Raw genomic sequence first — 24,915 nt, 5'->3', positions numbered from 1 at the left:
ATCAGGGAAGCGCGACGGATTCCGGTGCCGTCGCCGACCGCGTGGTGGAGGCAGGCGCGGGCGCATCGCCACCGAGATGCTGGCGCAGGAATCCCGCGACCGCACTCCAGGTTTTCTCGCGATTTTCCTGCGAGGCGAAACTGTGCCCCTCGCTCTCGAACGCCAGCCCCACCGGGCGCTGACCCGCCAACGCCAGCATGCGCGCCATGCGACGGCTGTGCTCGTAGTCCACGCGCTCGTCTTCAAGACCGTGTATCAGCATGACCGGCGCACGGATGCTGGCGTACTGATAGAGCGGGGACTGTCGCTGCATGTCGTCCAGCACCTTGGCCGGATCGCCCAGGTATTTTTCCAGCGTGGCCCGGGACGCTTCCGTCCGGCCCAGGTCGCTGGACGTGAACAGCAACGTCTGGTCGCTGGGGCCGGCGATCGACACCACACAGCGGAAGCGCTCCGGCCAACGTGCCGCCGCGACCAGTCCGGAATAACCGCCGTAACTGGCGCCCAGCATGCACATGCGGTCGCCGTCCAGCGGATGGCGCGCCAGCGCCGCCGTGATGGCGGCGTCGATATCGTCTTCGATGCGGGTGCCGAACGCTCCGTAAGCGGCCTCGCGGAAGGCCCGGCCGTAGCCATCCGATCCACGGAAGTTGACCTGCAGCACTGCGTATCCGAGTGACGCGACGAACTGCACCTCGCGGTCGAAATGCAGGCGGTCGGCCACGCCGATGGGGCCACCATGCGGAAAGACGACGAGCGGCCGCTTGCCCGATCCGGGCGGCACGGTCAGGAAGGCCTCCAGCGGCAGGCCATCCTTGCCCTTGAAACTGAGCACCTGGGCCGGCGCGAAGCGCACCGCCGCCAGCCACGGCGCCGCATCGTCCAGCAGTTCCGCGGTCCCTTTCACCGTGTCCAGGTGGTAGAGCTGCGACGGTTGATCGGCGGCATCCACATCCAGCACCACGTGGCGCCCGTCGCGGCTGCGGTCGGCGACCTGCACCATCTTGCCGGGGAACGCCTTCGCCAGCAGCGCCCCGAGGCGCGCGTCCTCGGGCTGGAAGTATTCGCTGACCAGCAGTCCTCCCTCGTAGAACTGCACGCCGATGGGCGTACGTTGCGCATCGAAGAGCACGTGCTCGACATCGACGCCCGGACGCGAGAACAAGGTACGGCCGATCGTCTTCCGCCCCAGGTCGTACTCGACGAGGTCACGCTGCCCGCGTCCCGCATCGGTCAGCGCATACAGCGTGCGCACGTCGAGCGATAGCCCGACCGGATCCAGGTCGGTCTCGCCGCCGAGTTTCATCACGTCGCGGAATACCAGGTTCTCCTGCAACACCAGCACGTAGTCCTCGCCGCGGCGGGCGACCGCCAACCGCAGCACGCCGTTGCCATCGGCCATCCACCACAGGTCATCCTTGACGCCCTGGTTGAGGCGGTCGCGATACTGGAGCTTGGCCTCGTCCACGGCCTTCTGACTGCTGATGTCGAGCCGATGTACCATCAATCCGCCCTGGCGGGCCACGCTGCCGAACAGGATGTAGCCCGGCTCGCGTGGCAACGTGTCGACCACCCACCCGCCCTTGGGCAGGTTGATCCGCGTATAGCGCCGCGCGCCGGAGGCGTCGGTTTCCATGCGGATGGCGATCACCATCTGCTGGCCGCGGGGCGGATCCACCGTCAACAGCAGCAGGTCGTCGCCCGCCCACTCCACCGAATCGAACTTCACCGCACTCTTGGCCATCAGCGACGCCTGCCGCCCCTGCAGGTCGACCAGGTCCACGCCCCAGTCGTCCTTGCCATTGCGGACCTGCAACGCGAGCAGCGTACCCGCCGGATTGAGGCTGGCCTGGACAATCCGCTCGGGCTTGAACAGGGTGGCCGGCTGCAACGGCAGCACGTAGGCGAGCGCGGGTTCGCGCAGATCGGGCAGCGTGGTCGGATCTTCCTTGGCGGCAGCGCGCAACGGCTTGTAGAAAGCGGGGAACGGATCGGGGTAACGCCCCGAGAACGCCAGCGGATACTGCGCGTAGATGGCCGGATGGGTCTTCTGCATCCAGTCGATGGCCGCCAGCGACCGGTTGGTGGACGCGAAGCGCGCGCGCCAGAAGCTGCGCGGGCGGAACAGCAGGTCACCCGGATAGGTAATGCGGCCCGGCTCGACCGTGAAGCGGAAATCCTCGTCGTCGGACAAGGTGTAGCGGTAACCGAACGCCAGCTGCAGTTCCCGCCACTCGTAGGTGCCTGCCTGCACGGCGTAGAGGCGGAAGTTGCGTCCCTCCTTCAGGTCGCGCATCACCCCGGAACCGAACAGCTTGCCGTCGCGGTTCATCCGCACCATGGCCACGTCCACCGACGTGTCCACCGCCATCAGCACCAGGCCTTCGCCCGGCTTCAGCGCGACCGCGTCGTCGGGCTTGATCTCGCGCATGCTGGCCTGCGCCGCGAAGCTGGCCAGGCCGCACAGCAGCATCAGCATCGCCATGGCGCGACGCCCTATCGCATGTCCCATCATCACTCCCCCTACCCTGACGCGATCCCCATCGCGTTGCCGATGTTAGCGCCTCTGGGCGCCTCGCTTCACCCCAGCGGCCACTCGCCAAGCACGTCGTAGTCCGCCTCGCCTTCGATGCTCTGCAGCAGGTGCACGCCCTGCGGGTGCAGCACCACCGGGGGCACGTCCACCGGCGCGGTGCGCGGCGGCACATAGGCCAGGGTCAGGTGCGGCACGAAGCTGCGGCCCACGTGCTGCTTGAAGCCGGCGCGCAGCAGGCGTTGCTGCAGAGTGCGCCAGAACGCCACCACCGCCGGCGACGGGTGCAGCGCCGCCAGCGTCAGCGCGGGATTCTTCGGATTGCCCAGGCACAGCAGGTGGTCGAGGGTGATCCCGACCGGTTCCGGCTGCCAGTCCTGCATGGCCTCGTGCGCCGTGCGCACCATGTCCTCGCGGGGCCCATCGCTTTCGCCGAGAAAATGCAGGGTCAGGTGGTAACGCTCGGGGCGCACCCAGCGCGCCTGCGGGAACGCCGCCTTCAAGTCATCGGCACGGTGACGAAGGGCCTCGCGCTCGCCGGCCGAGGGCACCAGCGCGAAGAATAGCCTATGCAGCCGGCCCGGCTGTGGGCCGCCGAACAGGTCGCCTTGCGGGGTGGACGCGGGGGTGGCGGGCATGACGCGAAACGCACGGGAAACGAGGATGCCCCGCATCATCGGTGCGTGCGCCGGGCGATGCAAGCCAAGCACGGCCGCCTTGGGGCCTCCTGCGTGTGCGCACCGTGCGCCATGCGCACGACCGCACTCCACGCATTCCCCTGCACGCATGCGCGAGGCGCCATATGTGTCGTGCGCATGGCGCACGTTACGACGGGACGCCGCCACGGGGGCGGCGTCCCGAGGCGGTCACCAGATCCGCACGCGGTCCTGCGGGGCGATGTATAGCGGATCGCCCTGCTTCACGTCGAAGGCGTCGTACCATGCGTCGATATTGCGCAGCGGCGCGAAGGCGCGGATGTGGCCCGGCGAATGCGTGCCGTTGACCAGCTGCTGCCGCAGCGCGTCGTCGCGCCACAGCGTGCGCCACACCTGGCCCCAGCCCATGAAGAAGCGCTGGTCGCCGGTGAAGCCGTCGATCACCGGCGCCGGCTTGCCGTCCAGCGAACGGTGATAGGCCTCCAGCGCGATGGTCAGGCCGCCCAGGTCGCCGATGTTCTCGCCCATCGCCACGCGGCCGTTGATGTGCATGCCGGGCAGCTGCGGGAACGCGTACGCCTCGTACTGCGCGCCCAGCCTGGCGGCCTGCACCTCGAACTTGGCCGCGTCCTCGGCGGTCCACCAGTCGCGCAGCACGCCCTTGCCGTCCGACTTGCGGCCCTGGTCGTCGAAGCCGTGGATGATCTCGTGGCCGATCACGCCACCGATGCCGCCGTAGTTCACCGCCGGATCGGCGTCGGGATCGAAGAACGGCGGCTGCAGGATGGCGGCGGGGAACACGATCTCGTTCTTCACCGAGTTGTAGTAGGCATTCACCGTCTGCGGGGTCATGCCCCACTCGCCCTTGTCCACCGGCTGGCCGACACGCTTGCGGCGGTAGTCCCACTCGAACTGGCCGGCGCGCTGCGCATTGCCGAACAGGTCGCCGTTCTTCACCACCAGTGCGCTGTAGTCGCGGTATTTGTCGGGATGGCCGATCTTCAGGCCGAAACCGGCCAGCTTGGCGTGCGCTTCGGCCTTGGTCGCCGGGCTCATCCATGCCAGCGTATCCAGGCGTGCGCCCATGGCCGCCTTCACGTTGGCGACCAGCGCGTCCATCTTGGCCTTCGCATCCGGTGGGAAATACAGCTGCACATAGTCGCGGCCGATCGCTTCGCCCATCGCCGATTCGGCGAAGGACACGCCGCGCTTCCAGCGCTCGCGCTGCTGTGGCTGCCCGGACAGGAACTTGTCGCGGAACTCGTACTGCGCCACCGAGAAGTCCCTCGACAGCACCGGCGCCGCGTTGTCGGTGGCGTGGAAGGCCTGCCAGGCCTGAAGCGTGGCGACGTCGGTGTCGGCGAAGATCGCGGCGATCTTCGGGATGGCGCTGTCCTGGCGGATCACCGCACGGTCCGCACCCTCGACACCAGCCGCCGTGAAGAACGCGGCCCACGGGAAGCCCGGCGAAGTCGTGGCGAAGTCCGCCAGCGCCAGAGGGTTGTAAGTCTTGTCGCGGTTGCGGCTCTCGGCACGGGTCCAGTGCGCCTCGGCGATGCGGGTTTCCAGCGCGAGGATCGCCTTCGCATTGTCCTGCGGCTGGGCCCAGCCGGCCAGCTGCAGCATCTGCGCGATATAGGCCTCGTAGCGCTCGCGCTGCGGCGCGAAATTCTCGCGCAGGTACATCTCGCGGTCGCCCAGGCCCAGGCCGCCCTGGCTCAGGTACAGCGCGTAGACGTCCGGATTCTTCTGGTCATCGCTGACGCTGAGATTGAAGAAGCTGTCGTAGAAGCCGCCCCGCTGCCCCATGAGCCGGGCCAGGGCGTGCTTGTCGCTGGCCGCACGGATGTCGGCCAGCACCGGCTGCAACGGCTTGGCACCCAGGCCCTCGACTGCGGTCTCGTCCATGAATCCGCGGTACAGCGCGGCGATCTTGGCAGCGTCGCCGCCGGTCGCGGGATCGCCCAGCGCATAGCCTTCCACCAGCACGCGCAGGCGCGCCTCGGACAGGTCGCGCAGGATGGCGAAGCCACCGTAGCTGGAGCGGTCGGCGGGGATCTGCGTGGTATCGGCCCAGGTGCCGCTGACGTAGCGGAAGAAATCCGTGCCGGGCTTGGCCTGGCGGTCCATGCCGGCGGTGTCGATGCCCCAGCTGCCGAAGCGGCGGGCGGGGATCGTCGCGTCGGCGGCCGCGCCACCGGTGTCGGATTCGGCGAACAGCGACTGCAGCGTGCAGCCGTCATCGAGACAGGCGCGGTCCTCGTGGGCGGCCAGCGGGGCGGCAGCGGCGAGGGCCAACAAAGTGGCGGCGGACAGCAGGGTCTTCTTCAACAGCGTTCTCCGGAAGTCAGGGCGGGCGCGCATCGCGCGCGGGCGTGCCTGGGAGGGTAGCGCTGCCGACCGTTCCCGGACTGTGCCAAAGGTGCTGGGAGCACGGTCGACGTGCCGGGCGCCGGGGGACCAATCTCAAAAAAAGAAGCCCGGCGATAGCCGGGCTTCCCGTGACGCACAGGATGGTCAGAGGCCTGCGGACAGTCCGCTCAACGTGGCGCCTCCGAGGGGTCCGCACACCGGCGCCCGCAGCGACGGGCGGCTTCACCGGCCATCGTGCCGTCGTCCTGCACGAATCCTCCGCTGGAGGGCTGCCCGTACGACAGGCGCAGGCCGAGGGTGCTGCCCTGCGTGCGGTTGCTGGCCTGCTCATGGCCGAACAGCAGCGACAGCAGCCAGCCGGGGCGCAGTTTCACGTCCAGGCCTGCCGCCAGCGACAGGGCGTTGTCGTTGTAGCTCTGCATGCCCAGGCGGTAGTCGGTGGGGTGCGGCCACACCACGTAATTCATGGCCGCCTCGCCCTTGTCGTCGATCGCCTGGCGGTACTCCAGGGTCCAGAACGGCCGGTAACGCCCGTTCGCACCGCCGACCTGGTAGCTGCCTTCGATGCCCAGCGCGAACGTGCTGTTCTCCACTTCCTGCCGGCGATACGCCAGGTCGTAGATATCCAGCCCGTACTCGCGGTAGGCGTCGAGGGTGGTACGGCTGGCGTCGAACCGGCCATAACCGGTCAGCGCCATCCGTTCGCCACGATGCTCGTAGCCCAGCGCCAGCGAGCCGAACCACTGCTCGCCGTCGCGTACGGCCGTCCCCAGGGCGCCGGCGTCATCGCTCCAGCGGCGGATGTCGAAATCCAGGCGGCCGGTAGCCAGCATGCCGTCCACGAACAGGTGCTCGCCCCGGCGCCACAGGCCGTACAGCGCCAGCGAGCGCTGGTCGGCCTTGAGCCGCGATGCAGTGCCGTCGAGATCGCTGTCGTTGCGCGCCAGGCTGCCCGCCACGCCCAGCAGCAGATGCTCGCCGACTGCACGGTCCGCACCCAACGTGATGCCATCGGTCTGGAAGTCGTAGCCACCCACCCGTCCGCTCTTGCCGAACGTGGCCGTACCGGATGCCCACGCACCCCAGCCTTGCGGCAGTGCCGGCAACACGCCACCCGTCGCCTGCCCCACGGGCACCGACAGCCCCTGGCGGTCTTCGCCCCCGGCGTACGCCAGCGTGACCGTGTTGCTCGACGCGTTGGCGCCGCTGCGCACCTGGCGCAGGCGGTCGCGGATGTTCGACTGTTGTGCGTTGGCGAAGCGCACGCTGGCGTCCACCTGCGCCTGCAGCAGGCCGACCACGCCCGGATCGCGGGTCGGGTCGGGACGCACGTCGACCTGCAGCCGCATCTCCACGCTCGCCGCGGCGTAGCTGCCTGCGGCGGCCTGGGTCGCGGTGATGACGGTCTCGCCTTCCGCATGCAGGGTCACGGTGCGGCCGTTGATGCTGGCCACGTCCGGATCGCTGCTGGTGAAGGTGAAGGCACCGGCACTGGGGCTCTGCGGATTGGTCAGGTCGAACGCGGGTTCGCCATAGACCTTGCGCAGCTCCTCCGGCCACACCAGCGTCGGCGCGGCTGAGGCGATCTCCACCTCCAGTTGTGCCTGCGGCGCCGCCTGGTGGTTGGCATCGCCCGCTTGGTCAGCGGTCAGCGAACAGCGTCCCGCGGCCAGCATGGTGACGGTGGTGCCGCTCACCTGGCACACCTGCGGTGTGGTGCTGGCGAACACCACCGGATTGCCGGAGGCACCGCCTGTCGCCACCAGCGCGAACGTGCCGCCAGGCGTGAACACCGGTGCGGCAGGATTCGCGCCGAAGCCGGTGATCGCCTGTGCCGCCTGCGCCACGACCAGTTCATACGCTTGCGCGCCGGTGAAGCCGTTCGCATCGCGTACTTCGATGGTGAAGGCGAAGCTGCCGGACTGCGCAGGCGCACCCGACAGCACGCCGGCAGCGCTCAGCGACACGCCCTGCGGCAGCGAGCCTGCGGTCACCGTGTAGGTGTAGGGCGCGGTACCGCCGCTGACCGTCAGCGTCTGGTTGAGCGCACCACCGTGCGTGGCGGGCGGCAGCACCGGCAGCGCGAACACCAGCTGCGGTGCGGCTACCTGCAAGGTGTACTGCCGCTGCGTCGTGAACGGACCCAGACCCGTGCTGCTGTCGGTGACCTGGACAGTCAGGCTGAAGCTGCCCGCGGCCGTCGGCGTGCCGCTGAGGCGGCCGTCGGTGCCCAGCACCAGACCGGCCGGCAGCGCCCCGCCGGTCAGCTGGAAGGTGTACGGCGATGCGCCGCCACTGGCGACGAACGCATGCGTGTACGCGCTGCCGCCGGTGCCATCCACGGGGTTGGTCGCGTCCAGCGCCACCGTCGGCGCCGTGACGCTGATCGTCACCGTCGCGGCCGCGGTCGTCTGGTAGGCATCGCTGGCGGTGTAGGTGAAGCTGTCCGGCCCGGCATAGCCCGGATTCGGCTGGTAGGTGATCGTGGTGCCGCTTGCGGTCGCAGTGCCGTGCGCAGGCGGCATGAGCACCGCGACCGAGGTGGCCGTGCCCGTGACCGACAGCGTCACCGGCGTGGCCGGCGCACCGTACGCCAGCGTGGCGCTGGCGTCCGCAACATCGAGGGCCGGGATCGGCGTGACCGCGTTCGACGTCGCCGACGCGGCGCTGCTGCCTGCACTGCCCTGCGCCGTCACAGTGAACGTGTAGGCGGTGCCACTGGCAAGGCCGCCGACCGTGATCGGACTTCCCGCACCGGTGGCAGTGATGCCGCCGGGACTCGCCACGACCGTGTAGCCGGTGACCGGCGTGCCACCGGTGAAACCCGGCGCGGTGAACGTCACCGTCACCGAGGTGGGTGAGGCCATCGTGGCCGTGCCGATCACGGGAGCACCGGGCGCCACCGCATTCACCGCAAACGTCTGGCTGACCTGCGCGGCGGGCAGATGGCTGGCATCACCCGCCTGGTCGGCGGTGATCGTGCAGGTGCCGGCCGTGAGGAAGGCCAACGCACCGGTGGGCGTGACCGTGCACACCGATGGCGTCGCCGAGGCGAAACTTACGGGCAGTCCGGAATCAGCCGTTGCCGACAGCGTCGGCGTGGTGCCGAAGTCCTGGCTGCCGGGGTTGGCGAACGTGATGACCTGCGTCGCGGCGGTCACCACGGCATTGGACGCCGCCGAGGCGGAGCCCGTGCCCGCGCTGTTGGTCGCGGTCACGATGAACGTGTAGCTGGTGCCTGGGGTCAAGCCGGTGACGCGGACCGGACTGCCGGATCCCGTTGCGGTGGCGCCGCCCGGATTGGCGGTCACCGTGTATCCGGTGATGGCGATGCCGCCGCTGCTGGCCGGCGCGGTGAATGCCACATCGACTTCGGTCGAACTGACCAGGACAGCCGTGCCGATCGTAGGCGCTCCCGGCACCACCGCGTTGACGGTGAACGTGCGGGTGACCTGCGGAGCTGCGAGATAGCTGCCGTTGCCCGCCTGGTCGGCGTTGATCGTGCAGGTGCCCGCATTGACGAAGGTCAGCGCGCCGCCCGTCGTGATCGTGCAGATACCGGTGGTGGATGACGTGAACGTCGGCGTCAGTCCGGAATCCGACGTCGCGGTGAGCGTCGGCGTGGTGCCGAAGTTCTGCGCGCCGGGATTGCTGAAGGTGATGGTCTGCGTCGCCGCCGGCGTGATGCTGTTGGAGGCCGCCGACGAAGGACCCGTGCCCGCCACATTGTCCGCCGTCACCGTGAAGGTGTACGCCTGCCCGTTGGTCAGGCCGGTGACGACGATGGGCGACGACGCGCCGCTTATAGGCGCCACATCGGCCGGGTTGACGGTCACGGTGTAACTGGTGATGGCCGATCCGCCGATGTTCAGCGGGGCGGTGAACGCGACGCTCGCCTGGGTGTCGCCTGCGATCGCGGTGCCAATCGTCGGTGCACCCGGCACCACGGGAATGACGGTGAACGACCGGCTGACCTGCGGCGCCGGCAGGTAGCTGCTGTCTCCCGCCTGGTCGGCATTGATGGTGCAGGTGCCGGCGGCGATGAAGGTCAGCACGCCCCCGGACGTGATCGTGCAGACGCCGGTGGTGGATGACGTGAACGTCACGGCCAGGCCCGACGTCGAAGACGCACCGCCCCCCAGGATCGACAGATTCGGCGATGTCCCGAAGTTCTGCGTGCCCGGATTGCCGAAGGTGATCGTCTGCGGCGACGCAGGCGTGATGCTGTTCGATGCGGCCGAGGCGGCACCGGTGCCGGCGGAATTCGTCGCGGTCACGGTGAACGTGTACGCCACGCCATTGGTCAGGCCGGTCACCGTAATCGGCGAACTCGAGCCGGTGCCGGTTGCGCCGCCGGGATTCGCCGTGACCGTATAGCCGCCGGCGATGATCGCGGCACCGCCGATGGAGGCCGGTGCGGTGAACGTCACCGTGGCCTGGGTGTCGCCCGCCGTCGCGGTACCGATGGTCGGCGCCCCGGGCACCACCGCGTTGACCGTGAACGTCCGGGTCACCGTGGTCGCCGCGTTCCACGCGGCGTCGCCCGCCTGGTCGGCGTCGATGGTGCAGCTGCCGGCGGTAACGAAGGTCAGCGTGCCGCCGGACGTGATGGTGCAGACGCCGGTGGTGGACGAACTGAACGTCGGCGTGAGGCCGGAGGTCGCGCTGGCGGTCAACGTCGGCGCGGTGCCGAAGTTCTGCGCACCGGGGTTGGTGAAGGTGATGGTCTGGCTGCCCTTGGGCGTGACGGCGTTCGACGCAGCCGACGCGACGCTCGTTCCGATGGCGTTGGTCGCGGTCACGACGAAGGTGTACGGCGTGCCGTTGGTCAGGCCCGTCACCGTGGCCGTACAGGCAGCCGGCCCCGCGCACGTGCCGACGGCACCGCCGGGACTGGCGATGGCCGTGTACGTGGTGATCGCCGAACCGCCGTTGCTGCCCGGCGCCGTGAAGGTGACGCTGGCCTCGCCATCGCCGGCCGTAGCCGTGCCGATGGTCGGTGCGCCAGGCGCGGTGGGAATGGCGACGGTATGCGTCGCGCCGCTGGTGAAGGCGGTGGGGCCGCTGTTGCCGGCCGCGTCCGCGATGTTGGTGGACCCGTTGAGATTCAGTCGCAAGTCGCCGGTGCCGGCAATGCCGCTCACGGTGACGTCGATCGAGGTGCCACTGCTCGCCGAGACACTGCTGATGGTGCCCGTGGCCGTGCCCGTCGTCGCCAGCGCGAAATCATCGGTCGACACGTTCGCGACCGACTCGTTGAATGCCACTGTGAAGGTCACGCTGGTGGCGGTGGCCGCAGGCGAGCCGCTCACGGTGATGCCGGTGACAGCGGGTGGTGCGGTGTCGACAGCGGCATTGGTGGTATCGGCCGCCGTCGTGGTGTTGCCGGCATTGTCGGTGGCCGTGAACGAGACATTGCGGCCGGTCGCCTGCAGCGCACCGCTGGGCAGCGTATACGTTGCCGTCCAGGTGCCGCCGCTGTTGGTCGCACTGACCGCCGCGCCACCTCCGAACTGGCTGAAGTTCGCGGTGGCACCACTGATCGTATCCGTGTTGTTGTCGCCCGCAGGCGTGTTGTTCCAGGTCGCCGTGACGGTGTCGCCGATCCTGTAGGTGCCGCCGGTTCCCGAAGCGCCGGAAATGGCGATGTTGCCGTCGGTCACCGTCGGCGCCACGTTGTCGACCGTGGCGTTGGTGGTGTCGGCAGTCGTGGTGGTGCCGCCCGCATTGGTCGCCGTCACGCTGACGTTGCGGTTGATCCCGTCAATGGCGCCCGCCGTGAGCGTATACGTGGCGGTCCAGGTGTTGCTGCTGTTGCTCGCGGCCACCGCCGCTCCACCGCCGAACTGGCTGAAGTCCACGGTGACGCCGGTCATGGCGCCACTGTTGTCGCCTCCGGCGGTGTTGTTCCAGGTCGCGGTGACGGTGTCGCCGAGCTTGTAGGCGCCACCGGTGCCGCTGGCACCGGAGATGCTGATGCGGGCATCGGTGAGCACCGGCACCGAGCTGGGGGCGTCATCAATGACAAGCTGATCGAGACGCAGGTTGCCTGACACATCGTAGGCGCAGTTGTTCACCTGGACCCGTAATGCCGTCAGCGCCACACCGGCCAGGTTGCTTGGTGTGTAGGTGGCGGCGCCCGCCCCCCACGCGATGTTGTCGGTCACGGTGGAACCGTCCGACTTGCGCGTACCGATGAGCTGCGCGCTGGCGCACGCGCCCTGCCAGTTGACGATTTTGCGGACGCTGGTCAGCACGAAGGATTCCATGTTCGCAGTGTTCGCCTGGAACTGGATGTGACCGCTCGTCGTGTAGGGGTAGCTGTAGCTGGGCACCATATTGGCCGGCCAGCCGGGGTTGTTCGCGATATGGTTGGCGGAGATCGCGTACACTTGGGGCGTGCTCGCGGAAATCACCAGCTTGCCGTCCGTCGACGCCAGTGAGCCTCCCACGCAGTAGTTGTTGACGGTGCCGGCACCGGGACAGAAGCTCACGCTGTTGTAGGTGGCTGGCGCCAGTACCGAGGAGAAGTCCCGCAAGCTCTTCTCGGCGAACGGGAGCGCGGCGACAACATCGCCTCGGCGCACTTCCAGATCCCAGTCAGCACCCTGCTCCGCGTTGCCGGTCTTGTTGCTCGACGCTGCCACATCAAGGCCGGTCATGTCGCGTACGATGTCCAACAACGCTTCGCCTTCTTTCCCGCTCGCCAGATCGCAGCCGTAGAGCAGCAGGTCGGCACCATCGGCCAGCGCACCACGCAACGCGGCGAATGTATCGATCTCGCGCTTCAGTGCCTCCGAATCAATACGGCTGTTGCCCAGGTGCAGTACGCCATTCTCTGCGTGGGAGACGATGTGCAGTGCGACGAGATCACGATATGGCGCCAGTGCCAGCTTCAACTGCTCCAAGCCCGAACGCGACGTATCGATCTCGACGATATCCACGCCAGGCTTCACGCCCCGGTAGAAGGCGGCCTTGTCCGGCACCGCGGCATCAATGATCACCAGTTCCGTCACCGGTCCCGGCGCATGAATCTCGAGCGATCCCGGCATGACGGGACCGTCGATGCGCCGCACGGCCTTCCCGTGACTTGCGAAACCGTTGCGCAACTCCCTCGTCGTCAGGTCACTGGCGCCGACGCCCACCCGCATGTAGCTACGCGGCTGGTAGCCACCGCGCATCAGGTATCCACCGGCCGACGTGGTAGCAGCGTGTGCGGAGAAGGGAAGCAGCAGCGTCGAAAGGCCGCCAAGCAGGGCGCGCTTCATGGTGTGTCCTTGGTGTTGTCCGTGTTCTGGCCGCCGTCGCGACGCGGGGCGATGATCCCCGCCGCCGTGCCGGCCTGGTCCTGCCAGAAATCCATGTCGTGGTACTTCGCGAAGAGATCCGGCGGCAGGATGCTGCGCCGGGTCTTGAACTCGACCTTCCGCCTGACCGTGTGGAGACCCTTTACGCCCAGCCCCTGGTCGAACGCCTCTTCGGCGTAGTCCACGTTGTCGAAATCGTGGCCGAAGCGCGGTTCACCGATGAAGTCGTACACCAGCTCCATCGTCCGCGCCGGATGACGCGTGAGCAGTTCGTAATCGACCAGCAGCAGACGGTCGGAAAACTCGCCGTAGTAGGCTTCCTTCAAGGCCGTCCATGCCCCGCCGACGGCGCCACCGGCGTTGATCAGCTGTTCGCAGCGGCTGTATACCGTCTGCCGCGTGGCCGGACTGAACATCCGGCTGTAGTCGAAGGGATTCTTCCGGTAGATGGACTCGAAGCTGTCCATGATCCAAGCAGGATTCCGCACACAGCAGACGACCTTGAAGTCATCCACCAGCTCGACCAGCTGGTGCATGCGCGCCGTCCAGGTGCGGTTGGTGTCGAACACCACGTCGGCCGCATTGTCCGCGTAGTAAGCATCCAGCAATGCGCGGCAGATGGTGCGTCGCTTGGCTTCGTCGAAGAAGGCCCAGGACTCGCCACCGGCGCCCATCTGCTCCAGCGCGCCATTGATCAGGCCGGCGACCGGACTGCTCATGCCTGCGTGGAAGCGGGGGTTCTGCCGCAGGATGCCGGCCAGCAATGTGGAGCCGGAGCGCGGCAACCCGGAAATGAAATGGAATCGCCGGCTCACGCAACCGATCCGTGCTGCGGCGCGAGCCGAGATGCATCACATGCCATCCGCACCGGCAGGCGCGGAACGTACGGGTGTGCGCACGCGTGCTGCATGCAGACCGACTTGTCCAAGAATTTCCCCTGTTATCACGAAGACCCGGCAAATGGGCCCGTCGCTCGACGCCGTGCACGGACACTCCCCGTGGACACCACCCCATGGCGTCCACCGCCTGCGCGACGGGCCCATGGTACCCGCGAACCCGCGTCGGCTCCACCGCTGCCGACCGCCGCGGGCACGGCAAGGTCGATGCAAGTCCTGCGCCAGATCGCCGGGCACGGCACGCCGCCCTCAAGAATCATTAGAGCTGGCCGATACCGTCATCTGGAGAGCCCTCCCCACGGGCCACGATCCTCCCCATGACCGGCACGTACAACGAGATCCTCGTTCTCTTTTCCCTGCTGGTCGCCATCCTCGCCTCCTACACGGCGCTCGACATGGCCGGCCGTGTCGCGACCACGCAGGGCACGGCGGCGCGCTGGTGGCTGGCGGGCGGTGCGTTCGCGATGGGCCTGGGCGTGTGGTCGATGCACTTCGTCGGCATGCTGGCCTTCGATCTGCCGATTCCGCTGGGATACGACCTCACCCTGACCTTCTGCTCGATGCTGGCCGCAGTCGGCTCGTCAGCGTTCGCGCTGTGGCTTGTGTCGCGCCCGCACCTGCCGCATCGCCGGCTGCTGCTGGGCGCGATGCTGATGGGCAGCGGCATCGCACTGATGCACTACATCGGCATGGCGGCGCTGCAGATGCGGCCCGGCATCGAGTACCACCCCGGCTGGTTCACGCTGTCCATCGCGATCGCCGTGGCCGCGTCCGGTGCGGCGCTGTGGATCGCCTTCCATCTGCGCAGCGGCGGCCGTCGCAAGTACCTGCTGCGCGCACTCGCCGCGGTCGTAATGGGTTTCGCGATCGTCGGCATGCACTACACCGGCATGGCGGCGGCCCAGTTTCCCGCCGACAGCTGGTGCGGCGCCGCGCGCGATGGCGGCGTGCCTACCCAGTGGTTGGCGATCCTCGTGGTGGTGGCGACGGTAGCCATCATGGGCATTGCGCTGATCGTGTCGGTGCTGGACCGTCAGATGCATGCGCGCACGCATCACTTGGCGCATTCGCTGGCGCGCGCCAATGAGGAGCTGCTGCAGGCCGCGCTGCATGATCCGCTCACCCGCCTGCCCAACCGTATCCTGCTTCAGGACCGCATCGAGCAGGCCATCGAGAAAGCCAGGCGCAAGCACGAGCAGTTCGCGGTCATGTTCCTGGATCTGGACGGATTCAAGGGCATCAACGATGCGTACGGGCACCAGGCCGGCGACACGCTGCTGGTGGAGGTCGCCACGCACGTCCGCAGTCTGCTGCGCGGCCAGGACACGCTGTCGCGGCTGGGCGGCGACGAGTTCGTGCTGGTGGTGGCCGCGACCGATCCCGAGGATGCGGCCATGGTGGCCCAGCGGATCATCGACGCCATCGGTACCACCGCCCTGCACGTGCACGGCACCGAGTTGCAGGTGACGGCCAGCATGGGGATCGCGCTGTATCCGTCCGACGGCGACAGCGAGCGCGAACTGATGGCGCATGCCGACGCGGCCATGTACCACACCAAGGACAACGGCCGGAATGGATACACGTTCTTCGCGCCCTCGATGAACATCAGCGCCCACCAGCAGCTGAAGCTGCTGAACGAACTGAGGCGCGCCGTCGAGCGCAACGAACTGGTGCTGTACTACCAGCCCAAGTTCTCCGCACCGCACTACGAGATGGTCGGCGCCGAGGCGCTGCTGCGCTGGCGGCATCCCGAACTGGGCCTGCTCGCGCCGGGCGCCTTCATTCCAGCCGCCGAGCGCAGCGGCCTGATCCTGCCCATCGGCGACTGGGTGCTGGACGATGCCTGCCGCCAGATGCGCGCCTGGCGCGAGGAGGGACACGGCATCACGAACGTCGCGATCAACCTGTCGCCGCTCCAGTTCTCGTCGCCCAACCTGGTCGCGATCGTCGCCGAAGCGCTGCGCAGGCACGACGTGCCGGCCAGCAGCCTCACGCTGGAGATCACCGAGACCACGGCCATGCGCGACGCCGACGCCAGCCTGGGCATCCTCGATGAACTGACGCGAATGGGCGTGAAAATCTCCATCGACGACTTCGGTACCGGCTATTCCAGCCTGCTGTACCTGAAGCGGCTGCCGGCGTCGGAACTGAAGATCGACCGCGCTTTCGTGCGCGAACTGGAATCCAATGCCGAAGACGCCGCCATCGTGTCGTCGATCATCGCCCTGGGCAAGACGCTCAACCTGCGGGTCGTGGCCGAGGGCGTGGAAACCCTCGGCCAGCGCCAGCAGCTGCGGCGCCTGGGGTGCGACCTCTACCAGGGCTACCTGATGGGCGAACCGATGGAAGCCGATGCGTTGTTCGCGGCGCAGGCGGCGCGACAGCACGCCTGATGCATGGCCGCCGACGCGACAAGGGCGCGTGCGCCGATGGACTCCGGAAGAAAAGTGGCGGGCCTCAGGCCGCGTCGGCCACCGGTGGCGCTTCCATCGCGTCGGCGGCTTCGGGGGCCGCGCTGGCCAAGACGCGTGCGAGCGGACTGAAGGTCGCCACATCGTCCGCCGCCTGTTCGCGCAGCGCCTGCATCAGGCGCTCGGACAGGCCCCACTCGCGGGCGACGGCGCATCCCAGCCGTGGCGACCAGCGATGCAGCACCCTGGCCATCGCGGCCGCATCCGGCAAGCGCCCTTGCGATCCTGCCAGCGCATCGCGCAGCACCTGTACCACGACGATGGCGCCCAAGCCCTGCAGCAGCGCCAGCAGTTGGGCGGCGAAGACCGCCTCGCGGCCCGACGGACCGGCCAGCCGTGCCGCGACCAGCGCGGTGCGCTGGGTGTGGTCCCAGACCAGGTCCGGCAGCCGCCCGAACACGCCACCTTCGACCCGCATCACCGGCTGCATCAGTGCCACCGCGACCAGATGGCGCAGGCCGTCCACACCGACCATCGCCACCGCACGATCCAGGCTTTCCACCGCCAGCGTGTCGCGCCGGTAGAGCGCGCTGTTGGCCAGCTTCAGCAGGTTGGCCGCCAGCGTCGGATCGCGCGCGATGATGCCGGCGATGTCGCGGCCCGAGGCGTCGTCATCGTTCAGCGCGCCGAGCAGTTGCGGCAGCAGTTGCGGGCGCCGCGGCAACCGCTGCGGATCCTCGGCGAAGCGCGCCAGCGCGTCGCGGGCCGTCGCGATCACCGCTCGACTGTCTTCCGGCGACAGGCACGCATCGATGTCCATCTGCGCCAACCGCAGCAGCGGCCCCGCCCAGTCGCGCGAAGGCGCCGAATGCTCGGCCGCCGCGACGCCTGCGATATCGGGGTGAGGCGTCATGGCCACGCTGGATAGCGCGACCTCGCGTCGTCCCCGCTTCCACCACCCGCCCATTATTCCCCGTAAGCCCACGCGCTCACCTGCGATTGCATAGTCGACGACATCGTAGCGGCCGCGGCGCGCGCATCTTGAGGCTCCGTTCCCTGCCTTCCCTTACTCCGAAGCCGCAGGGATGGTACGGACAGACCAGCATCGCGACCGCGCCTGCAGGTGCGACGCTGGGTGAAAGGTGCGGTTTCCCTATCGCACGTCCCGTCATCTCATGGAAATTTCACTCGCGCTTCGCGCGTTCGCGACATCGATGAATGCTTCCGTTGAACGGTCACGCGATGTTGATGCCCGGTGCGCGAACTTGTCCTGCAAGAGCGAATGACGCTCTGTCCCTTCCATGACAGGAGTTCATCATGAACACGCAGAAGAAGATCCAGCACAGCCTCAACGATCTGATCGAGATCGCCCGCGATGGCCACAGTTTCTATACCGATGCCGCCGGGAAGGTGAAGGACCAGGAGCTGGCAACGCTCTTCACGCGCATCGCCGGCGTCAAGCAGGACATCGTCTCGCGCCTGAGTGCCGTCGTGGCCTCCGCCGGCGGCGAGCCCGCCGAGCACGGCACCCTGGTCGGCAGCATGCAGCAGTTCTACGGCAAGGTCCGCGCAACGCTGGGTGACACGACCTACGGCTACGTCGCCGAACTGGAAGAATCGGAAGATCGCCTGTTGAAGGCGTTCAACGAAACGATCGCCGACGAAGACACGCCGGCCACCGCCCGCGCCGAAGCCCAGGCGCTGTTGCCCAGCGTCCGCGAGTGCCACAACGTGATGCGCGACCGCAAGCAGGTGCTGAAGCGCGCCAGCTGATAGCCCACCGGCATCGGCACTATGAAGCCCCGCCCTGTGCGGGGCTTTCCTTGTCTGTAAGGCCCGACCACGAGGATGCGGTCAGCGCACGCCCTGCTCGCCAGGGTCAGCTTCCCTTCTTCCGCTTGCGTGCACGCGGGTCGAGCCGCTTCGCCACCGCAGCGAAATCCTGCGTCAGGTCCGTGTAATCGCCCCACGGATGCTGATCGAGGCGCGCCATCCGTCGCGGCGCCGAGGCCAGCGAGTAGGCGTCGCCACCCTTGATCCGGCCAAGCTCTTCCCAGCGCAGCGGCATTGCCACGGGCGCGCCCTCGCGCGCGCGCAACGAGAACGAGGCCACGCTGGTCGCGCCGCGCCCGTTGCGCAGGTAGTCGATGAAAATACGGCCCTTGCGGAATTTCTTGGTCGCGGTGGCGACGTAGGCGAGCGGATCGGCAGCCGCCATCGATTCGGCGAATGCATGCGCGAAGTCCTTCACCTGCGGCCACGGATACGCCGGCTTCAGCGGCACCACCACGTGCAGGCCTTTCCCTCCGGATGTCCGCACGTACGACACCAGCCCCAGCGCGCGCAGGTGTTTGCGCACCAGCCGCGCGGCATCCACCACCCGTTTCCAGGGAACGTCCGGACCCGGGTCCAGGTCGAAAACGATCCGGTCCGCCCGCTCGGGCGTCTGCGCCAGCGCGCCCCAAGGATGGAATTCGAGTGCATTGAACTGCGCCAGCTCGAGCACGCCGGTCTCGTCGTGCACCACCAGGTAGTCTGCACGTGCCCCCCCCTCCTCCTGCAACGGCACGGAATCGACGCGCTCCATGCCCGCCGTGTGATGCTTCTGGAAAAAGCAGGGTCGGCCGGCGCCTTGGGGACAGCGCACGATGGACAGGGGTCGGCCTTCGATCTCCGGCAGCAGCCAGCGCGACATCGCGCGGTAATAGTCGAACACCTGGCGTTTGGTGATGCCGCTGTCGGCGAAGATGACGCGTTCGGGGTGCGTCAGCGCCACATCGTCTACGGCAGGGGGACGGCGAGAGGCAGGCATGGCGGCTCCGGTACGGGGAAGTGGCGCCGGCCGTTCGCGCAGGTCGGCCGCGCGCTTGTCGCGACGTACGGTCTTGAGCGAGGACTGCCGCAGCAGCCCCTGCTTGCCCAGGCCGTGGTGGAAGACTTCCGCCACCAGTGTCGGCGCCACCCAACGCGCACGCCGCAACTCGGGATCGTCCACCTCCACCCGCGCGGTCGGTGTAGTGCGTGCACGCGGCGCCAGCTGCGCGGCGAGCGCTTCCAGCAATCCATCGCTGAAGCCGGTGCCCACGCGTCCCGCATAGCGCCAACCTCGCGCACCCTCCGGCGCTGCCAGCAACAGCGCACCCAGGCCACTCCGACTGCCTTTCGGCGCGGTGAAGCCCACGATCGCGAACTCGTCGGACGCGCGCTGCTTCACCTTGCGCCACGCGTCACCGCGCCCGGCCTGGTAGGGCGCGTCGGCACGCTTGCTGATGATGCCCTCCAGCCCGCGCTCCAGGGCCATGGACAGGGCCTCGTCACCGCGGCCGACGATGTGCGAGCTGTAGACCAACCGGTCGGGCGGCGATTTCAGGAGCTCGGCCAGCAGCGCCTTGCGCTGGTATTGCGGACTGCCGGACAGGTCGACGCCATCGACCTGCAGGATGTCGAACAGCACGTACGACAGGGCTGCATTCTTCTCGCCGGCCAGCGTGGCCTGCAGCAGGGCGAAGTCCTCCTGCCTGCCGGCGCCGGCCACCAGTTCGCCGTCGAGGACGGCTTCGTCCAGGTCCAGTGCTTCGATGGCCGCCACGATCTCGGGCACACGCGTCGTCCACTCGATCTCGTTGCGTGACCACACGCGTGCCTTGCCCTTGGCGATCTGTGCGATCAGCCGGTAGCCATCCCACTTGGCCTCGTGCAGCCACGCATCGCCACCCGGCACATCGGCCTGCAGCCTGGCCAGCTGGGGCGGACGGAACCCGGGCCGCTGGCGGGTCGCACGCGTGCCGTCCAGCCGGGCGGCTCGCCCGGCCCAGCGCTGTGCGCTTCGCGAGGCGGCCGTTGCGCGCTTGCGGCGCTTCTTTGCGGGCCGTACGGCTTTCCCCTCGTGCGAAGGCGTCACATCCTGCAGCAGATCGTCGGCCTCCTGCGTGCCGGCGTGGTCGTCGCGCTCCTTGAACAGCAACCACTGCGGCCGGGGGCCCGACTTCTGCGTGCGGACGAGGTGCCAGCCGCCTTTCAGCTTGTCGCCGAACAACCGGAAGCGCAGGTGTCCCTTGGCCAGTTGCGCTTCCGCGTCGCCGTCGGTGGTCCAGAGGCCACGGTCGAAGGTGGCCACATGGCCACCCCCATACTGCCCTTTCGGGATCTCGCCCTCGAAATCCGCGTAGTCGATCGGGTGGTCTTCCACTTCGGCGGCAAGCCGCTTGACCTCCGGGTTGAAGCTGGGACCCTTGGGAACGGCCCAGCTCTTCAGCGTGTCGCCCACCTGCAGGCGGAAGTCGTAGTGGCGATGGCTGGCGTGATGGAGCTGGACGACGAAGATGGGCCGTTCGCCACGCGCGCGACGCCGCTCCGCTGCAGGTTCGGGCGTGCGGTCGAAACGGCGCTTGCGTCGGTACTCCTGCAGGCTCATGGGTATCCTCGATGGCGTCCGTTATGCGGCGCATCCCGTCAACAGCGCGTGCAAGACCCGCGACAGCAGCATCAGGGGGGCGCCAGCGTGTTGCGCGCCAGCCAGGCCTGCAGGGCTGGCGAAATCGCATCGTCCAGCGCCACGCCCAGTACGACGTAGGCATCGAGCGCGTCCCGCAGCGCTCCCAGGGGCGCCCATGACGCGGCCGCAGGCCACCCATCCGGCGCACCGTAATGTGCACTGGCCGCCCGCTCGCCGGCCTCCAGACGCTCGCGCTGCTCCTGCAGGCGCCGGGTGATCCAATGGCGCAGTGGGGCGTGCAGGACGAATCCCTGCGCGGCCAGCTCGTCCCGTGCACCGTCGAGCGCCGTCATCGCGCCCCGGAACCATTCCGTCTCCCCCGCCGCCTGTGCGGGCACCTGCAACGGCGGTGGCGCAGCATGGTCGCGCAGGGCGCGCTTCCAGCGGGTCTCCCAGTGGCGGGCTTCGCGCATGCTGTCGGCTTCGGCCAGCCAGCCCCGATCCAGGTCGAAGAACTCGTAGAAGCGCGACGAGAACGCCTGCATGCGCACCAGCGGATCGGTCGCGATGCCGAGCTTGGCGTGGTCCTCGTAGGCGCACGGCAGCACGTAGAGGCACGCGCGCCCGCTGGCGCCGGTGCCGACCCCCTCCACCGGCACGATGCGACGGCCTCCCGCCACGGGTCAGCGCGCGGCGACCTTGGGCGTGCGCTTGGCGGGCGCCTTCTTCGTCGCCTTGATCGCCTTGGTGGCCTTGCGCGCGGACTTCTTGGCCGGCGCCTTCCTGGCGGACTGCTTGTTGGCCGGTGTGCGCTTCTTGCTGTCCAGGCTCTTCTGCAGCAGGGCCATGAAGTCCACCACGTTGGTGGCGGCGTCCTCGCTCTCGGCGGGCTCCACGTCCACGATCTTCGTAGTGGCGCCACGGGCCTTGATGCGCTTCCTGATGATCGTCTCCAGACGCTTGCGGAACTCGTCCTCGTAGTCGTCGGGTTTCCACGGCGCGGACATCGAGGCGATCAGGGTTTCGGCCATCTCGCGCTCCTTCGCGGTAATGCGGTAATCGCCCGCTTTGCCGGCCGGCAGCTTGTACTCCTCGGGCTCGACCAGCTCCTGGGGATAGCGCAGCATCATCAATACCAGCGCATCCCCTTCCGGCACCACGGCGCAGAGATACTCGCGGGTACGGATCACCACGCGTGCCACGCCGACCTTGCCCGTGCCTGCCAAGGTATCGCGCAGCAGCACATAGCCTTTTTCCGCCTTCTTGCCGGGCACCAGGATGTAGGGCTTCTCGAAAAAGCGCAGCCCAATCTCGTCACGGTCGACGAAGGCTTCCACGTCCACCGATTCGTGTGTTTCGGGCGCAGCGGACGCGATGTCCTCCTTCTCCACGACCACATAGCTGCCCTTGTCGTACTCAAAGGCCTTCACGATGTCCTTCCAGGGCACTTCCTCGCCGGTGTCGGCGTTGACGCGCTCGAAGCGGATGGGCTTCCTGTCGCGGGAATCCAGCATGCGGAAACTGATGTCCACCTTGCGCTCTCCGGACATCAGCGCGACCGGAATGTTGAGAAGGCCGAACGACAGTGTGCCGGTCCAGATGGGGCGTGCCATGGCGTGCCTGCGGGGAACGGAGGAATCCCCATCCTGTGCACCGGCGCCGCAAGCGCGCGTGAAGACCCCACGCCGCGCTGGCAGCGGATCAGCGCAACTGGCTGTCCTTGCTGCCGCGGCGGTTGTACAGGCCGGCGCCGTGTTCTTCGTGGTCGGCCGCTTCCTGGCAGCTCACGCACAGGCGCACGCCCGGCACGGCCTGCTGGCGTGCGACCGGAATCGGCTTGCCGCACTCTTCGCAGTGGGTCAGGCTCGGCCCCTTGGGCAGCGCGCGACGCGCGCGTTCGATACCGTCCTTGACGGTCGCATCGATCTGGTCCTGCACGGCGCCATCGCCGGCCCATCCGGTTGCCATGGTCGTCTCCTCGCACGCACGGGCGTCCGGCCAGCTTACGCCGCCACCGACACCACGGGTTCACGAAACGGAATGGGGCCGAGGGCGCCTCGATTCAACCGTGCGCCAGCGCGTAGTCGATCGCCGCGACGACCGCGGCCACCTGCGCATCGTTGCACTGTTGCGGCGTGGCCTTGGGGCTGTCGGGGTAGACCTCGGTAATGGTGGTGTAGCGCGCGTCGGTGATGCCGGTGCACAGGCCGAGCGATCGGACCGGGTATTCGATGACGCCTTCGGCGACCACCGGCGAGCCGATGATCTCGCCGTTGGCGTCGGCCGGCGCGATGTGGGTGACCGTGACCACCGCGGCGATCACCGCACGCTGGAAGTCCGGCTGCCGGCGCTCGCTGTCGTCCACCAGGTAGAAACCGTCCGGAATCTCGCCCGGCTCGTAGGGCTTGCCGTCGCGCGCGGCCAGCGCCGGGCGGAACTCGGTTTCGTCGCTGTCGGTGGTCTCGTGCAGATCGATATGCATCAGCACGCGGTCCCTGATCGGGGCGACCAGGGCGATCAGCGCCGCGGACTCCTGCGCGGGACTGCCGGCGCGGAAGGAGCGGTTGGGGTCCAGCGCATCGGCGTTCCAGCGGTGGATGCGTTCATAACCCCAGGGGCTGACGCAGGGCACCACCAGCAGGTTGGCCTTGCCGGCATAGTCGCCCGCGCGTTGCTCAAGGAACTGCAGCGCGCCATGCACGCCGCTGGTCTCGTAGCCATGCACACCGCCGGTCACCAGCATCGTGGGCAGTGCTTCGTTCCAGTCGCGGCTGCGCACGGCGTACAGCGGATAGGTTTCGCCTGGGCCGTAGTCCAGCAGGCCGTACTGCTCCACGTCGAAACGCTCGCGCAGGCCCTCGATCGCGACGCCGACATCGTCCACGTAGCGGCGCCGCACGCGCTGCTGCGCGCGCCACTGCGCCTTTTCGGCCGCGCCCCAGGGCTGGCCGGGGGTACCGATGGGATGGAAACGGTCGAATGGGGTCATGGCGAAGGCAGCGAAACCGGCGGGGGCCGCACTATACCAGCGGCCTTCCTGGGCGCAGTCGGCGCCTGCGCACTGTCCAGCATGCGTCATCGGGGCGAAAATGGAGGTCTTCCCGAACCACGACCTCACGATGCCCCACTACACCGGCCCCCTGCTGACGCGCGACGACGCCGCAGCGCTGCTCGCCGCGCGCGACCGCGCCCAGGACGCGTGGACCGGATCGCTCGACCTGGGCCGCTCGCAGGGCGAGGCACGACTGGGCGCCGACCGCTGGCAGTGGCGGGACATCGACTACCCCTACCCCGGCAAGCTCAAGGACCGCACGTTGTACTGGTGGGAGGGCGAGGACTTCGCGCCGGTGTCGCGCTACCGCGGTTCGCTGATCAAGCTGGTGCCCACCGCGTGGGGTGCGCCCACGTTCGAGATCGACGGTATCAAGATGCTGCCGACCTCGAAGGCATCCCCGCTGGACGACGCGCGCCGCAAGGTCGCGCTGGTCGAGCCGCGCGGCAAGACGGTGCTGGATACCTGCGGCGGGCTGGGCTATTTCGCGGCCTGCGGCCTCGACGCCGGCGCCGCGCGCATCGTTTCGTTCGAGAAGAACGAAGACGTGCTGTGGCTGCGCACGCTGAACCCCTGGTCGCCCGATCCGGAGGCCGCCGACGCCGGCGGCCGTCTGCAGCTGATCCACGCCGACGTGTCGCAGGCCATTGCGCAGCTGCCGGACGCGTCGATGGACGCCCTGCTGCACGATCCGCCGCGCTTCGGCATCGCCGGCGAACTGTACTCGCAGGCCTTCTACGACCAGCTCGCGCGCGTACTGCGCCGCGGCGGCACCCTGTTCCACTACACCGGCAGCCCCAACAAGCTGACCAGCGGCCGCGACGTGCCCGGCGAAGTGGCGAAGCGGCTGGAAAAGGCAGGCTTCAAGGCGCAGCGCGCCCTGGATGGCGTGACCGGCGTGCGCCGCTGAAGGCGCTTCAAGACGATGGGCCCACCCTTCGCGGGCCAGGGCCTGCATGGTGTCGACCACGTCACCGGCATGTACGGGAGCACATGGAACGACAGCATGAGCACCGGCGTGAGCTCCGTGAGACGACATGCGAGGCGCGGCGCACCTGCACCGGCACCGGCACCGGCACCGGCACCCACCACGATGCGCTGACCAGCACGCCGCAGACCAGCCGCATGACCACCCACGGGACCGACAAGGACACCGGCATCCTCGAGAGATACGGCCCCGGCCCGGACGGAAAGGAAAACCCGGATGACGGAGATCACCGGCAGGAAGCGGGCCTGGCCGCTTCCTGACCGA

The 24,915-nt window shown here is 68.4% G+C and carries 15 protein-coding genes; 4 read left to right on the top strand and 11 right to left on the bottom strand.

All coding sequences use genetic code 11. The features are described 5' to 3' along the window. Position 1 precedes the first annotated feature (1 nt). The 5 genes from ASD77_RS13620 to ASD77_RS13600 form a co-directional block, all read right to left on the bottom strand. Complete coding sequence (locus tag ASD77_RS13620; protein WP_055942707.1) at positions 2 to 2,485, bottom strand: S9 family peptidase; 2,484 nt, start codon at positions 2,483 to 2,485, stop codon at positions 2 to 4. Positions 2,486 to 2,580: 95 nt separating this feature from the next. Then, positions 2,581 to 3,171, bottom strand: a complete 591-nt coding sequence (gene thpR / locus ASD77_RS13615; RefSeq protein ID WP_055942704.1) for an RNA 2',3'-cyclic phosphodiesterase — start codon at positions 3,169 to 3,171, stop codon at positions 2,581 to 2,583. A gap of 228 nt (positions 3,172 to 3,399) precedes the next feature. Continuing rightward, positions 3,400 to 5,520: a M13-type metalloendopeptidase gene (locus ASD77_RS13610; protein WP_055942701.1), complete on the bottom strand. Its 2,121-nt coding sequence runs from the start codon at positions 5,518 to 5,520 to the stop codon at positions 3,400 to 3,402. Between the two features lie 209 nt (positions 5,521 to 5,729). After that, a complete protein-coding gene (locus tag ASD77_RS13605) occupies positions 5,730 to 12,830 on the bottom strand; it encodes a DUF4347 domain-containing protein (protein ID WP_055942699.1) in 7,101 nt (2,366 codons plus the stop codon). Further along, positions 12,827 to 13,684, bottom strand: a complete 858-nt coding sequence (locus ASD77_RS13600; protein ID WP_055942695.1) for a sulfotransferase — start codon at positions 13,682 to 13,684, stop codon at positions 12,827 to 12,829. Before ASD77_RS13600 ends, ASD77_RS13605 begins: the two co-directional genes overlap by 4 nt. A 398-nt stretch (positions 13,685 to 14,082) precedes the next feature. Here ASD77_RS13600 and ASD77_RS13595 point away from each other — a divergent pair, with 398 nt between their 5' ends. Further along, positions 14,083 to 16,158, top strand: coding sequence for a bifunctional diguanylate cyclase/phosphodiesterase (locus tag ASD77_RS13595; protein WP_055942692.1), 2,076 nt, complete (start codon positions 14,083 to 14,085; stop codon positions 16,156 to 16,158). Between the two features lie 64 nt (positions 16,159 to 16,222). Here ASD77_RS13595 and ASD77_RS13590 read toward each other — a convergent pair whose 3' ends face one another. Continuing rightward, positions 16,223 to 17,089, bottom strand: a complete 867-nt coding sequence (locus tag ASD77_RS13590) for an HDOD domain-containing protein (protein ID WP_235578538.1) — start codon at positions 17,087 to 17,089, stop codon at positions 16,223 to 16,225. A 404-nt stretch (positions 17,090 to 17,493) separates the two neighbouring features. Between ASD77_RS13590 and ASD77_RS13585 the strand changes: the two genes are divergently transcribed. Beyond that, on the top strand, positions 17,494 to 17,949 hold the full coding sequence (locus ASD77_RS13585) for a PA2169 family four-helix-bundle protein (RefSeq protein WP_055942689.1): 456 nt from the start codon (positions 17,494 to 17,496) through the stop codon (positions 17,947 to 17,949). A gap of 106 nt (positions 17,950 to 18,055) precedes the next feature. On the opposite strand, the gene ligD is transcribed toward ASD77_RS13585, so the two are convergent. The 5 genes from ligD to ASD77_RS13560 all read right to left on the bottom strand — a co-directional run bounded on the left by ligD (position 18,056) and on the right by ASD77_RS13560 (position 23,600). Next, the gene (gene ligD, locus ASD77_RS13580) at positions 18,056 to 20,590 is read right to left on the bottom strand and encodes a DNA ligase D (protein WP_055942684.1); all 2,535 of its coding nucleotides are present in this window, start codon (positions 20,588 to 20,590) and stop codon (positions 18,056 to 18,058) included. A gap of 71 nt (positions 20,591 to 20,661) precedes the next feature. Further along, complete coding sequence (locus ASD77_RS13575; protein WP_156383641.1) at positions 20,662 to 21,291, bottom strand: GIY-YIG nuclease family protein; 630 nt, start codon at positions 21,289 to 21,291, stop codon at positions 20,662 to 20,664. Positions 21,292 to 21,294: 3 nt separating this feature from the next. Further along, entirely contained in the window at positions 21,295 to 22,224 is a 930-nt protein-coding gene (locus ASD77_RS13570; protein WP_055942679.1) for a Ku protein, read from the bottom strand. Between the two features lie 88 nt (positions 22,225 to 22,312). Then, positions 22,313 to 22,579: a DksA/TraR family C4-type zinc finger protein gene (locus tag ASD77_RS13565; RefSeq protein WP_055942676.1), complete on the bottom strand. Its 267-nt coding sequence runs from the start codon at positions 22,577 to 22,579 to the stop codon at positions 22,313 to 22,315. A gap of 94 nt (positions 22,580 to 22,673) precedes the next feature. Next, entirely contained in the window at positions 22,674 to 23,600 is a 927-nt protein-coding gene (locus ASD77_RS13560; protein ID WP_055942673.1) for a M14 family metallocarboxypeptidase, read from the bottom strand. Between the two features lie 130 nt (positions 23,601 to 23,730). Between ASD77_RS13560 and ASD77_RS13555 the strand changes: the two genes are divergently transcribed. Beyond that, positions 23,731 to 24,573 (top strand): MnmC family methyltransferase, encoded by an 843-nt coding sequence (locus ASD77_RS13555; RefSeq protein ID WP_055943479.1) that lies wholly within the window; start codon positions 23,731 to 23,733, stop codon positions 24,571 to 24,573. Positions 24,574 to 24,656: 83 nt separating this feature from the next. After that, positions 24,657 to 24,911, top strand: a complete 255-nt coding sequence (locus ASD77_RS13550) for a hypothetical protein (protein ID WP_055942670.1) — start codon at positions 24,657 to 24,659, stop codon at positions 24,909 to 24,911. The last annotated feature ends 4 nt before the right edge of the window (positions 24,912 to 24,915 follow it).

This window comes from Pseudoxanthomonas sp. Root65 (genome assembly GCF_001427635.1).
In the GTDB taxonomy this organism is placed as follows: Bacteria; Pseudomonadota; Gammaproteobacteria; order Xanthomonadales; family Xanthomonadaceae; genus Pseudoxanthomonas_A.
This window is presented reverse-complemented; position numbering and strand designations above follow the sequence as displayed.

Coding starts and splice junctions, on each gene's coding strand:
- ASD77_RS13620 (WP_055942707.1), bottom strand. CDS start 2,485: ATGGCGATGCTGATGCTGCTGTGCGGCCTGGCCAGCTTCGCGGCGCAG.
- thpR (WP_055942704.1), bottom strand. CDS start 3,171: ATGCCCGCCACCCCCGCGTCCACCCCGCAAGGCGACCTGTTCGGCGGC.
- ASD77_RS13605 (WP_055942699.1), bottom strand. CDS start 12,830: ATGAAGCGCGCCCTGCTTGGCGGCCTTTCGACGCTGCTGCTTCCCTTC.
- ASD77_RS13595 (WP_055942692.1), top strand. CDS start 14,083: ATGACCGGCACGTACAACGAGATCCTCGTTCTCTTTTCCCTGCTGGTC.
- ASD77_RS13590 (WP_235578538.1), bottom strand. CDS start 17,089: ATGACGCCTCACCCCGATATCGCAGGCGTCGCGGCGGCCGAGCATTCG.
- ASD77_RS13585 (WP_055942689.1), top strand. CDS start 17,494: ATGAACACGCAGAAGAAGATCCAGCACAGCCTCAACGATCTGATCGAG.
- ligD (WP_055942684.1), bottom strand. CDS start 20,590: ATGAGCCTGCAGGAGTACCGACGCAAGCGCCGTTTCGACCGCACGCCC.
- ASD77_RS13570 (WP_055942679.1), bottom strand. CDS start 22,224: ATGGCACGCCCCATCTGGACCGGCACACTGTCGTTCGGCCTTCTCAAC.
- ASD77_RS13565 (WP_055942676.1), bottom strand. CDS start 22,579: ATGGCAACCGGATGGGCCGGCGATGGCGCCGTGCAGGACCAGATCGAT.
- ASD77_RS13560 (WP_055942673.1), bottom strand. CDS start 23,600: ATGACCCCATTCGACCGTTTCCATCCCATCGGTACCCCCGGCCAGCCC.
- ASD77_RS13555 (WP_055943479.1), top strand. CDS start 23,731: ATGCCCCACTACACCGGCCCCCTGCTGACGCGCGACGACGCCGCAGCG.
- ASD77_RS13550 (WP_055942670.1), top strand. CDS start 24,657: ATGGAACGACAGCATGAGCACCGGCGTGAGCTCCGTGAGACGACATGC.